11 protein-coding genes are annotated in these 11,505 nt (G+C 55.3%); 5 read left to right on the top strand and 6 right to left on the bottom strand.

Annotation, left to right across the window (positions count from 1 at the left end; all coding sequences use genetic code 11):
* Nucleotides 1–39: 39 nt before the first annotated feature.
* From ADICEAN_RS11650 to ADICEAN_RS11640, 3 genes are all read right to left on the bottom strand, one after another.
* Nucleotides 40–858: a bifunctional helix-turn-helix transcriptional regulator/GNAT family N-acetyltransferase gene (locus ADICEAN_RS11650; RefSeq protein WP_009195801.1), complete on the bottom strand. Its 819-nt coding sequence runs from the start codon at nt 856–858 to the stop codon at nt 40–42.
* A gap of 261 nt (nt 859–1,119) precedes the next feature.
* Nucleotides 1,120–1,671 (bottom strand): ATP-dependent protease subunit HslV, encoded by a 552-nt coding sequence (gene hslV, locus ADICEAN_RS11645; RefSeq protein ID WP_009195800.1) that lies wholly within the window; start codon nt 1,669–1,671, stop codon nt 1,120–1,122.
* A gap of 117 nt (nt 1,672–1,788) precedes the next feature.
* A complete protein-coding gene (locus ADICEAN_RS11640) occupies nt 1,789–3,480 on the bottom strand; it encodes a pyruvate dehydrogenase complex dihydrolipoamide acetyltransferase (RefSeq protein WP_009195799.1) in 1,692 nt (563 codons plus the stop codon).
* Between the two features lie 195 nt (nt 3,481–3,675).
* Here ADICEAN_RS11640 and ADICEAN_RS11635 point away from each other — a divergent pair, with 195 nt between their 5' ends.
* The gene (locus ADICEAN_RS11635) at nt 3,676–4,626 is read left to right on the top strand and encodes a YheT family hydrolase (RefSeq protein ID WP_009195798.1); all 951 of its coding nucleotides are present in this window, start codon (nt 3,676–3,678) and stop codon (nt 4,624–4,626) included.
* 429 nt (nt 4,627–5,055) lie between these two features.
* Here ADICEAN_RS11635 and ADICEAN_RS11625 read toward each other — a convergent pair whose 3' ends face one another.
* Nucleotides 5,056–5,592 carry a hypothetical protein gene (locus ADICEAN_RS11625; protein ID WP_009195796.1) on the bottom strand — a complete coding sequence of 179 codons (537 nt, stop codon included), beginning with the start codon at nt 5,590–5,592 and terminating at the stop codon, nt 5,056–5,058.
* Nucleotides 5,593–5,617: 25 nt separating this feature from the next.
* On the bottom strand, nt 5,618–6,262 hold the full coding sequence (locus tag ADICEAN_RS11620; protein ID WP_152426402.1) for a hypothetical protein: 645 nt from the start codon (nt 6,260–6,262) through the stop codon (nt 5,618–5,620).
* A 239-nt stretch (nt 6,263–6,501) separates the two neighbouring features.
* Between ADICEAN_RS11620 and ADICEAN_RS11615 the strand changes: the two genes are divergently transcribed.
* The 4 genes from ADICEAN_RS11615 (at nt 6,502) to ADICEAN_RS11600 (ending at nt 9,229) form a co-directional block, all read left to right on the top strand.
* Nucleotides 6,502–7,200, top strand: a complete 699-nt coding sequence (locus ADICEAN_RS11615) for an SOS response-associated peptidase (RefSeq protein WP_009195794.1) — start codon at nt 6,502–6,504, stop codon at nt 7,198–7,200.
* 145 nt (nt 7,201–7,345) lie between these two features.
* Nucleotides 7,346–8,350, top strand: a complete 1,005-nt coding sequence (locus ADICEAN_RS11610; protein ID WP_009195793.1) for a 3-oxoacyl-ACP synthase III family protein — start codon at nt 7,346–7,348, stop codon at nt 8,348–8,350.
* Nucleotides 8,351–8,391: 41 nt separating this feature from the next.
* Nucleotides 8,392–8,619, top strand: a complete 228-nt coding sequence (locus ADICEAN_RS11605; RefSeq protein WP_009195792.1) for a hypothetical protein — start codon at nt 8,392–8,394, stop codon at nt 8,617–8,619.
* Between the two features lie 10 nt (nt 8,620–8,629).
* Entirely contained in the window at nt 8,630–9,229 is a 600-nt protein-coding gene (locus ADICEAN_RS11600) for a hypothetical protein (protein WP_009195791.1), read from the top strand.
* An 86-nt stretch (nt 9,230–9,315) separates the two neighbouring features.
* Here the strand turns inward: ADICEAN_RS11600 and ADICEAN_RS11595 are convergent, their stop codons facing one another.
* Nucleotides 9,316–11,499, bottom strand: a complete 2,184-nt coding sequence (locus ADICEAN_RS11595) for a glutamine synthetase III family protein (protein WP_009195790.1) — start codon at nt 11,497–11,499, stop codon at nt 9,316–9,318.
* Between the last annotated feature and the right edge of the window lie 6 nt (nt 11,500–11,505).

Raw genomic sequence — 11,505 nt, 5'->3', positions numbered from 1 at the left:
AAATTAATTCCCTCCACCAGCAGAGGACTGGTGTAGAGATCAAGCGTTTCTGCCTCTGCTGCCGGCAAAGGTAAGCACCTGCTGCAGCAGCATTTTGCCGATTCCCCGGCGCCGAAAGGCTTTGTCAACGGTCAGGTAATCCAGCTGAAATTCCCCTTCCTGTACCGCTAACAGGGCTGCAGTGCCTACCACCTGCTGCTGGTAGAGGGCAAAAAAGAGCATGCCTCCCTTGTTCAGGATCTCTTCTTCGGGATGGTGAAGCAGTTGTTCATCGGCTGGCTCCAGGGCGCCAGCCTGCTCTTGGAGGCAGGCCCTGTTCAACTCCCGGAAGGCCTGCCTGTAGCTGCTGTCATAGCCCCGGATGGCAACCCCCTGATCGGCCAGCTGCAGCTGGTCCTGTATACGCTGCTGCATGCTGCGCTGGTCAAGCGCCTGCTCCAGCACCTGCAGGCTGGCCAGAAAATCGGGAGCGGCCATGCGCAGCAGCTCATCGTTGGCCTGCTGGATAGCGCCCAGCACAGGTTCTACCGATTCAAAGAGGCGCTTGCCTTTGGGGCTAAGCGATACCTGCCGGCGCCGCTCGTCGTTTTTATCCTTTTTACTCTGAAGAAGCCCCTTTTTTTCCAGCAGGTTGGTGATCTGCACAATGGCGGCATGGGTCTGCCTAAGCTCCCGGGCTAGTTCGGTAATGGTGAGGGGCTCCTGCCGGCTCAGTGTCCAGAACAGGGTAAACCAGCGTGGCTCAAAGGGGATGTTCAGACTCTGATACACGCCGGCCACATCTTTCGCCAGGCGTTCGCTTAATAATTTCAGCCGGCTGGCCAGCGCCAGCGAGCCCAATTGTTCAAATGCAGTCATTGCGTAAAAAGCAGGTCTATACAGCCCCTTAAGTACGCGAAATGCCTGTTAAAAGAAAAGATATCGGCCTGCCGGCTCAGGCATTTCTAAGCGTTGACAGGTATTTTGGTCATGGAAGACCACTTTTAGGGGAATCTTACCGGCAGACCATAAAACCGAGCCGCCTGGGCCTGTGAGCATTGAGTATGCCTATCGTCTCCATTCAACACAAAAGCCCGCTTCTCATGGTGAAAAGCGGGCTTTCTTGTCCTGGGTGATTGGTTAGCTCTCGATCTCCTCAAGCACCAGGTTGTGGTTGGTGTAGATGCAGATATCGGCGGCTACGTGCAGCGATTCTTCTACCATCTGGCGGGCGGTGAGCTTGTCGCCGGCATGCTTCTTCAGGGCAATGGCGGCGGCATTGGCAAACATGCTGCCCGAGCCGATGGTGGCAATGCCATTTTCGGGCTCCAGCACATCGCCGGTACCGCTGATGATGAGCACCTCGTCCTTATCGCAGGCAATCATCATGGCTTCCAGCTTGCGCAGGTAGCGGTCGGTGCGCCAGTCTTTGGCCAGCTCAATGGCTGCCCGTTTCAGGTTGCCGCCATAGCTGTTGAGCTTCTCATCAAACTTCTCCAGCAGCGAAAAGGCATCGGCCGTAGAGCCGGCAAAGCCTACCAGGATCTTGCCCCCCTGCAGGCTGCGTATTTTCTTTACATTGCCCTTGGCTACGGTATTGCCCATGGTGGCCTGTCCGTCGGCGCCTATGGCTACCTTGCCGTTATGTTTAATGGCACAAACAGTAGTGCTCTTTATTTTTGGTAAACTCATGTGAAAAAAGTGTTTGGGTATGGGCTATGAGGTATGGGGTATGGGGTCTTGGCGTAGCCAACAGTTGAGGGAGATTTCCAGCAACGAAGCTCATACCCCATACCTCCTACCCGATACCTATACCAACATTCTGATGGGGTCTTCCAGCAATTCCTTGAAGGTCTGCAGGAAGGCAGCGCCAACGGCGCCATCTACGGCCCGGTGATCGCAGCTCAGGGTTACCTTCATCACATTGCCCGGCACAATAGCGCCGTTTTTCACTACGGGCACCTGGCTGATGCCCCCTACGGCCATGATGCAGGCATCGGGCGGGTTGATAATGGCGGTAAACTCATCGATGCCGAACATGCCCAGATTGGAGATGGTAAAGGTGCTTCCCTCCCAGTCTTTGGGCTGCAGCTGCTTGTTTTTGGCTTTGGCGCCCAGGTCTTTTACCTCGGCCGAAATGTGGCTGAGGGTCTTGTTGTCGGCAAAGCGAACTACGGGCACCAGCAGGCCTTCGGGCACAGCCACGGCCACCCCGATGTTGATGTGCTGGTTGTAGCGCATGGTATCGCCCAGCCAGCTTACATTTACGGCCGGATGCTTGCGCAGGGCCAGGGCGGCGGCTTTGATCACCATATCGTTGTAGGAGATCTTGACCGGTGAGATCTGGTTGAGGCTTTCGCGGGCACTGATGGCCTTATCCATGTCGATGGCCATGGTCAGGTAGAAGTGCGGGGCGGTAAACTTGCTTTCGGCCAGGCGCTTGGCAATGGTTTTGCGCATTTGGGACACCTTGCGGTCTTCGAAGCGCTCTTCGCCCACCACCTGTGGCAATTGCAGGGCCTGCTGTTGCTGACCCTCTGCTGCGGGAGCCTGTTGGGCCTGAGGCGCAGCGGCGCCTGGGGTAAAGTTCTCTACATCAGCCTTTACAATGCGGCCTTCAGGGCCTGAGCCCTTTATCTGGCTAAGAGTATAGCCTTTCTCCTTGGCCATTTTGCGGGCCAGAGGGGAGGCTTTTATGCGGCTGTCATCATCGGCAGCAGGTGCCTGCTCTTTTTGCTGCTGTCCGTCGGAGGCTGGTGCAGCCGTGGCTTTGGGAGCCGCATCGGCAGATGCAGAGGCTTCTTTCTGGGCTGGCGCCTGCTCACTTTCTCCTGCGTCGGCTTCTTCGGCCTGCAGCAGGGCTTTGTAGTCGGCGCCTTTTTCGCCTATGATGGCAATCACCCCATCAATGGCCACACTATTGCCTTCCTCTACGCCTATATACAAAAGGGTGCCGTCTTCATACGACTCCAGTTCCATGGTGGCCTTATCGGTCTCAACTTCGGCCAGCAGATCGCCGCTTTTTACCGAATCGCCCACTTTTTTATGCCAGGCGGCAATTACGCCCTCCTGCATGGTATCGCTCATTTTGGGCATGCGCACTACGGTGGCCTTGATGCTGGATACATCGGCAGCCGGAGCGGTGGCTTTCTTTTCTTCCTGCTTTGCCTGGGGGGCGGCATCGGCCTGGGCTTTGGCAGGGGCTTCCTGCTGCTGCCCGTTTCCGCCTTTATCTTCCTTCAGCAGTCCGCTGATATCTTCTCCTTTATTGCCGATAACGGCTATAATGGCATTTACCGGCACCGCATCACCTACCTGTACCCCTATGTGCAAGAGGGTACCGTCCTGGTACGATTCCAGTTCCATGGTTGCCTTGTCGGTCTCTACTTCGGCCAGTACATCACCAGCTTTAATCGTATCTCCTACCTTAACCTGCCAGGAGGCGATCACCCCTTCTTCCATGGTGTCGCTCATCTTGGGCATGCGGATTACTTCTGCCATAGTCTACTTACAAAAATGATTAGGTCGCCATCCTCAAATGGTGCTGTAAAATAAAGCCTTTTTCGTTTATTACCCAAAAAGGCCCCCGGCATAATGGTAAATTCGGCCACCCTGCTTTTGTTTGAGGATGCCGGCCGGAAGGAACCTTTTTTTATGGCACCGATGTACTAAGTTTGCCGCAAACGTTCTACCTGCATGCATCCCTACAAAGCCCCCTGGTACCTGCCTAACGGCCATTTTCAGACCATTGTGCCCTCGCTCTTTCGCCGGGTGCCCCACCTGCCCTACCAGCGGGAGCGCATCGCCACACCCGATGGCGATTTTCTGGACCTGGACTGGATCCGCCCGCAGGCTGCCAGTGATACACTGCTGATCATCAGCCACGGGCTGGAGGGCGACAGCCGGCGGGCCTATGTGAAGGGCATGGCCCGGGCCTTTGTGCAGCGGGGCCTGCATGCCCTGGCTTGGAATTACCGGGGTTGCAGCGGCGAGATCAACAAGCTGCCCCACTTCTACCACAGCGGCGCCACCCAGGACCTGGAGCAGGTAGTGCAGCATGTATTGCAGCAGGGGGTCTACAACCGAATTATCCTCTCGGGCTTTAGCCTGGGCGGCAACCTTACCCTAAAGTACCTGGGCGAGCGGGGTGAGCAGGTACCAAATGAGATCTGGAAAGCAGTGGTTTTTTCCGTACCCCTGGACCTGGCCAGCAGCAGCAGCCAGCTGGGCCGCCGCCAGAACCGGGTCTATGAAAAGCGCTTTTTGCGCAACCTGCGCCGCAAGCTGGAGGGAAAGGCCCGGCTGCAGCCCGGCAGCCTGGACCTGGCGCATCTGCCCCAGATCCGCACCCTCTGGGAATTTGACGACCGTTACACCGCCCCGCTGCATGGCTTTAAGGATGCGGCCGATTATTACGCACAGTGCAGTGCCATTAAGTTTGTGGAGCAAATCCGTATTCCTACCCTTATCGTCAATGCCCAGAACGACCCCTTTCTCTCACCGGAATGCTATCCGCAGGAAATGCTGAAGGATCATCCCTATGTACGCTTTGAAGCACCGGCGCAGGGAGGACATGTGGGCTTTTCGCAAGGGGGTGGGCGCTACTATTCCGAAGCCCGGGCGCTGCAGTTTGTGCTGGAGGAGTAAGCCGGGCTCACTACCCAGAACAGCTGGGACTACCTCTGCCTCTGCTGGTCTCCATCAAAAGCAACATTCAACCTAAACCATAGGCATGCAGCATCCAGCCGTCCATGGCAGGCATCAGCGGCCCGGGCTATGCCGCAGCCCCAGCAGCCGTTTTTTGCCACCTATTATCTGGCGCCCCCCCTCATTAGCTATGTGATATAGAGACTGATTGTACCAGCGTATCTCATTGATGTTATGAAAAAATGGATCTAAGAATACAGGAAATGCTCTGTTTTTTTGCAATTCAAGGTATTCCTGCTGGGTCATGCCTGGAAGATAGTACAGATTGATATCATCTAGCATTACGCTTTCTAATGTGGCAGGATCGGCGCCTTCAAAAATCTGATCAAGCTTTACAGGCTTAAAGTGAGCTCCCGCCAGTTCAATATGTTAAAATTCCCGATAGACCTCTCCCGCACTATGATCATACCAGGCAGAGAGAACCACTGTAGCCTGTTCCTCATTGGCTAGGGTATAGTCAAGTGTTCGGTAGGCATTGTCATGCAATTCCAACACCGAGACTGGCTTTGGAGAACTTACTGCCTGATTGAAGATACTGAGTCCTGTGTAGGCTCCCATGCCAAAGCTATTGGTTTTGCCTGCATCCCAGTTTGCTTCCAGCATAAAAGCAGCAATATCTGTGGCAGCAGGCAGCAGATACGAAATTCGCTCCTCTGGCGAGTCCTGCATGTAGTCGCGGGAGAACAGTGTCGGCGAGCGCTGATTCTCACCAATTTTAAGAAACATTTCTGCGCTAAAGGCATTCTCCGACAACCACTGACGCTGAGCGGTATTCTGCTGAAAATCAGACAGACTAAAGGTACGCTTAGGATCCTGATCTAACCCTGGAACATGTACATACCCCCAGCGCACTTCATCCCCACCCTGCTCTAACCTTCCTAGCAAATAGGGGTCTATATGATGCATGCCTATACTTGATTGAAGGGGCCAGCTAGTTGTCGAAAGCGGAAACACTTCGGGTATCCAGGTATCGCTTGAGATAAACATTTCGCCTTGGGTGGGGCAGGCAGCTTCGCAGGTTACGGTAAAGTTTACAAAATAGGACTGGTACGTATCTTGATATTGCCCTGCTTCTGCCCCCAGGGTATTGCTCCATTGCATTCCTCTTGGAATACCAGCATACGTAAACAGAAAAAGATCGTTCTGATCTCCTGATAATTGCCAGTCGCTCGCCATAGGTATCGGCATAGCCAGCATGCAGATCGAACAGGTTATTGTTCAGGCTTAGCAGCACGTTAGACACCTCAATGGCATACGTAGCCTCCCGTTGGGTACCATCGGCATAGGTTACCAGCACCCGCAGGGTGTAGGCGCCATCTTCCAGCTCCCGTGTATTCATACTTTCCAGAGAAAACGGAGCTGAGGTTGTACGGGCTACTTCTTCATTGTTGAGCAACAGGCTGATTTCTGTAACTCCCTCAAGCACCTGTTCGGCAAGATGAACGCGTAGGGTCCCTACAGCCATGGAATTTTCAGTACCCCCCAGACCATCGATCGTGATGCCCTGTTTGAGTACTTCATTGGTAGGAGGTTCGGCCCTGGCCGGATCACTGGCGTCATCGGTACAAGCCAGCATAAAAAGCAATGTGGCAAGCAGAAGAAGGGTGCTTGGTTTAATCATTATCAATAAGCTTATGTAAAATGAGTGGTTCCTTAGGCTTGAAGAACTGCCGCTACCAAGCCCTGCTCCCTCCGCTTATTCTGCTAAACAGCACATCTTCTGGATATTTTTTTTAAACCGGCAGCCATTGTTAATGTTTTGGATATTTTGGGTAAGGGGGGTAAACTCTCTACCTTTGCTTAAAACATACCTATATGTGCGGGCGCTATACACTTGTGAAATCAGCAAAGGAAGTTTCGGAACGTTTTGGCGTGGAGGTGGGCAAGGCCTACCAGCCCCGCTACAATGCCGCGCCTACCCAGCTGATGCCCGTTATTACGGCTGATGCCCCGCAGGGCCTCTCCTGGTTTCACTGGGGCCTGGTACCGGCCTGGAGCAAAGACAAGGCCGTAAGCCATAAGCTCATCAACGCCCGGGCCGAAACGCTTGAAGAAAAAGCCTCCTTCCGCAATGCACTGCAGCGCCGCCGCTGCCTGATTCCCGCCGATGGCTTTTACGAGTGGAAACCCCTGGGCAAGAAAAGCAAGGTGCCCTACCGCATTACGCTCCTCAACGAAGAGCTTTTTGCCTTTGCCGGCTTGTGGGAAGAGTACGAAGATGATGAGGGACAGATGGTGCACACCTTTACCATTATCACCACCGAAGCCAACAAATCGCTGGAGTCGCTGCACAGCCGCATGCCGGTGATCCTGCGGCGGGACAGCGAGCGGGAATGGCTTAAGCCCGATGCCTCTGCCGAAGAACTCCGCAAGTTGCTCCAGCCCTACCCCGCCTCCAAGACCCGCTTTTATACCGTTTCCTCCCAGGTAAACAGTCCGGCTACGGACGCTCCCTCCCTGATCCAGCCGGCTCCGGCGGCCGACCAGTTCGGAAATTATACCCTTTTTGGCTGATTTGCGTCTGTAATAACAGGCCCTTTTGCTGCTGTCCCGCATAGTAGCGGCGCCCTGCTGCCTTATTAATTTAGTAATAAGCGCTGCTCAAAACCCTTGTGTGTTAAAAATTCGTTAATATTAGGAGCCAAATCTGTTCAATCCTATGTACCATTCCATCCTTACCGGCCTTGGCCATTATGTACCGGAGCAGGTAGTAAAGAATTCTGATCTGGAGAAGCTGATGAATACCACCGATGCCTGGATACAGGAGCGGACCGGTATTAAGGAACGCCGCTTTTTCAATCCCGAGACCGATACCGTGGCCAACATGTCGGCCAAAGCCAGCCGCATGGCCCTCAAACAGGCCGGCCTGCAGGAAAAGGATGTGGACTTCATTGTCTTTGCCACCATTACGCCCGACTACTTCTTTCCGGGCTCGGGCGTGCTCATGCAGCGGGAGCTGGGGCTTGAAGGCATTGGCGCACTGGACCTGCGCAATGCCTGTAGCGGCTTTATCTATGCGCTGTCGGTGGCCGATCAGTTCATCAAAACCGGCATGTACAAGACCATTCTGGTGGTGGGGGCCGAGATCCAGAGCAGCCTGATGGAGCTCAACGACCGCGGCCGCAATGTTTCGGTGATCTTTGGCGATGGCGCCGGCGCCGCCGTGCTGCAGGCCTCTAACGAAAAAGGCCGGGGTATTTTGAGCACGCACCTGCATGCCGATGGCCGCTTTGCCGAAGAGCTCTACATAAAAGACCCTGGCAGCAGCCGCCGGCCCGAGGAGCGGGTGGACCCTGAGCAGATGAAGGGGGCCTCCATCCGCGCCCACATGAACGGCAATGCCGTATTCAAACATGCCGTGGTGCGCTTTCATGAAGTCGTGCTGGAGGCGCTGCACGCCAACGGCCGCAGCATTGATGATCTGGACCTGCTGGTACCCCATCAGGCGAACCTGCGCATCAGCAATTACCTGAAGGAGCAGTTTCAGCTGCGCGATGACCAGGTCTACAACAACATTATGCGCTATGGCAATACCACGGCGGCCTCTATTCCCATTGCCCTGAGCGAGGCCAAGCTGGAGGGCCGCCTGAAACCCGACAGCCTGGTGTGCCTGGCCGCTTTTGGCAGCGGCTTTACCTGGGCCTCGGCGCTTATTCGCTTCTAACCCCCCTTTCAACCCATTTTTCCAAAGCAGACAAGCCGACTATGAAAACAGAAAATTATAACCCGAGTGTATTTGAAGTAAAGCTGGCCAAAGCCATATTAGCCTGTACCGACCAGATCCAGAAACAGATGGGCGAGGAGCTGAAGATCATCGATTCGGTAGAGCATTTCCAGATCGACAACCCCATGGTAACCCTGCATGTAACCGACAAGGATGGAGATGTACATGAGCTGGTGATCAAGGTGATCCAGCGTCCCGACAAGCACTAAGTCCCCCTCTGTGCCTGCGCCCAGCCCCCTTAGCGAACAGGAGCTCCGCTACCTGGCCGATCAGGACTTTCTGACGGCCAAGCACCGCATCCTGCTGAGCCTGCGGCAGCAGCTGGAACAAAGCCAGCGGCTCCTGCAGCAACAGCAGGCCAGCCTGGGCTTGCCGGCTGCGGTCTGGCAGCAGCCCCCCAAAATAAGCCGGGGCGAAAACTACGAGCTGCTCCCCTACCTGGTACTGGACTACCCCCGCATCTTTAAGCCTGATGGGGTCTTTGCCTACCGGATCATGATCCGCTGGGGCCATGAAATCAGCGCCAGCCTACACCTGGCCGGCCACTACTGGCAGCACTACCAGGCTGCACTCCGGAAGCGCCTGCCCCGGCTGCAGGCCAAAAACTGGTGGGTGTGTGTACATACAAGTCCGTGGGAGTACCACTTCCGGCCCGATAATTACCTGCCCCTGCAGCAGCTGCAGCAAGAGAATGGGCTGTTGCCCCTGGCCCGGAAGCCTTTCTTTAAGCTCAGCCGCCAGCTCCCCCTGGCGCAGTACCAGCAGCTACCCTCCTTTTCCCTGGATACCCTTCGGCAGCTTTCCCGACTGCTGCACTAGCGCCTCATTCACCACTATTTAATGCCAAAAAACCTGTCCCCAAGCTGGAGACAGGTTTTTGGTATAGCGTATCGAACGTTACGTGCTTAAGAGAACAGCAGCTCCCGGTATTTGGCCAGCGGCCAGTAGGTATCGTCTACCAGGAACTCCAGCTTGTCTACGTGGTAGCGGATCTTATCAAAGTAGGTGGCCTTGATATCTTTGTAGGCCAGGGCCATCTCCCGCGTATCGTCCATTTTATTGGCGCGCTTGCGGGCCTCAATCATCTCATACACCCATTTCTTTACCTCCTTCAGGTGGCGGGTCATGTCTTCTACAGTCTCGTAACCTACGGTCCCCTCTACCTCCATGCCCATGTTTTTCATGCTCATGAGGCCATCCAGCAGCTCGCCCTGGTAGCGCAGCGCAGCGGGTATGATGTGGTTTTGGGCCAGATCGCCCATAATGCGGCTTTCGATCTGCACCTTGCGCACATAGGCCTCCAGCTGAATCTCGTGGCGGGCATGCAGCTCCACCTCAGTAAAGATGCCGTTTTTGGTAAAGAGCTCCAGCGCCTGCTCGCTCAGGTACTCATCCAGCGCCTCGGGGGTGGTGGTGATGTTGGCCAGACCACGGCGTGCCGCTTCCTCTTTCCACTCATCGCTGTAGCCGTTGCCCTCAAAGCGGATGTCCCGGCTTTCGCGGATGTAGCGGCGCAGCACCCCTAAGATGGCCAGCTCCTTCTTCTCCCCTTTAGCCATAAGGCCATCTACCTCTTCTTTGAACTTCACCAGCTGGTTGGCCACAATGGTATTGAGCACAATGTTGGCCGAGGCGCTGTTGGCCGAAGAGCCTACTGCCCGGAACTCAAACTTGTTGCCGGTAAAGGCAAAGGGTGAGGTACGGTTGCGGTCGGTATTATCGCGCAGGATGGGCGGAATTTTGTTGATGCCCAGCTTCATGTACATGTTGTCGCCCTTCTCGATCTCGATAGTGGCATTCTCTTCCAGCTCATCCAGCACCTTGCTCAGCTCCGAGCCGATGAAAACCGACATAATGGCCGGCGGGGCTTCATTGGCGCCCAGGCGGTAGTCGTTGCTGGCCGAGGCGATGGAGGCGCGCATCAGGCCATTGTAAGTATGCACGGCCTTTACGGTATTCACAAAAAAGATCAGGAACTGCAGGTTTTCCTTGGCTTTTGAGGAAGGCGCCAGCAGGTTTTTGCCAGTATTGGTGATCAGCGACCAGTTGTTGTGCTTGCCGCTGCCGTTTACTCCCTTAAAGGGTTTTTCGTGCAGCAGCACCTTAAACTCGTGCCGCTCAGCCACGCGCTCCATCAGGTCCATGAGCAGCTGGTTGTGGTCAATGGCCAGGTTGGCCTCCTCAAACTGGGGGGCGCACTCAAACTGACGGGGGGCTACCTCATTGTGGCGGGTACGCAGGGGAATGCCCAGCTTGTGCGCCTCCACCTCAAAATCGACCATAAAGTTGTGCACCCGGGTGGGAATGGAGCCAAAGTAGTGGTCTTCCAGCTGCTGACCTTTGGCCGGGGCATGGCCGTATACGGTGCGGCCGCCCATCACCAGGTCGGGGCGGGTGCGGTACAGGGCGCGGTCAATCAGAAAATACTCCTGCTCAATGCCCAGGGAGGCATGCACGCGGGTTACATTTTTATCAAAATACTCCTGGCAGATGGCCGTGGCGGCGCGGTCTACAAAAGCCAGGGCTTTCAGCAGGGGGGCTTTGTAATCTAGCGCCTCGCCGGTATAGGAAACAAATACGGTAGGGATGCAAAGGGTTTTGCCGCTTCCGTTCTCAATGATAAAGGCGGGCGAAGAAGGGTCCCAGGCAGTGTAGCCGCGGGCCTCAAAGGTATTGCGGATGCCGCCGCTGGGGAACGAAGAAGCATCCGGCTCCTGCTGCACCAGGGCAGAGCCCTTGAATTTCTCAATGCTGCGGCCGTCGGCGGTAGGCTCAAAGAACGAATCGTGCTTTTCGGCCGTGGCGCCGGTAAGGGGCTGAAACCAGTGGGTGTAATGGGTGGCCCCCTTGCTTATGGCCCAGGATTTCATGGCAGAAGCCACCGCTTCGGCCACATGTACTTCCATTTTCTCCCCTTTTTCAATGGTCCGCATTACCTGCTGGTAAATATCGCCCGAAAGGGTGGAGCTCATGGTTTGCCGGTCGAATACGTTTACCCCAAAGTATTCTGAAATCTTACCGGAAGGAAGGGTTACCGGCACCGGCTTGCGCTTAAGCGTCTGATCAATGGCCTGAAAGCGTAAATTCATGAATTT

Source organism: Cesiribacter andamanensis AMV16 (assembly GCF_000348925.1).
Classification (GTDB): domain Bacteria; phylum Bacteroidota; class Bacteroidia; order Cytophagales; family Cyclobacteriaceae; genus Cesiribacter; species Cesiribacter andamanensis.
Note: the sequence above shows the minus strand (reverse complement) of the source record. Positions and strands in the feature narration are given on the sequence as shown.

Bases quoted from the DNA above. Each gene is read 5' to 3' on its own strand.
- ADICEAN_RS11650 (WP_009195801.1), bottom strand. From the start codon at position 858: ATGACTGCATTTGAACAATTGGGCTCGCTGGCGCTGGCCAGCCGGCTG.
- ADICEAN_RS11620 (WP_152426402.1), bottom strand. From the start codon at position 6,262: ATGCTGGCTTGTACCGATGACGCCAGTGATCCGGCCAGGGCCGAACCT.
- ADICEAN_RS11635 (WP_009195798.1), top strand. From the start codon at position 3,676: ATGCATCCCTACAAAGCCCCCTGGTACCTGCCTAACGGCCATTTTCAG.
- ADICEAN_RS11605 (WP_009195792.1), top strand. From the start codon at position 8,392: ATGAAAACAGAAAATTATAACCCGAGTGTATTTGAAGTAAAGCTGGCC.
- ADICEAN_RS11640 (WP_009195799.1), bottom strand. From the start codon at position 3,480: ATGGCAGAAGTAATCCGCATGCCCAAGATGAGCGACACCATGGAAGAA.
- ADICEAN_RS11595 (WP_009195790.1), bottom strand. From the start codon at position 11,499: ATGAATTTACGCTTTCAGGCCATTGATCAGACGCTTAAGCGCAAGCCG.
- ADICEAN_RS11610 (WP_009195793.1), top strand. From the start codon at position 7,346: ATGTACCATTCCATCCTTACCGGCCTTGGCCATTATGTACCGGAGCAG.
- ADICEAN_RS11615 (WP_009195794.1), top strand. From the start codon at position 6,502: ATGTGCGGGCGCTATACACTTGTGAAATCAGCAAAGGAAGTTTCGGAA.
- ADICEAN_RS11625 (WP_009195796.1), bottom strand. From the start codon at position 5,592: ATGCATCATATAGACCCCTATTTGCTAGGAAGGTTAGAGCAGGGTGGG.
- hslV (WP_009195800.1), bottom strand. From the start codon at position 1,671: ATGAGTTTACCAAAAATAAAGAGCACTACTGTTTGTGCCATTAAACAT.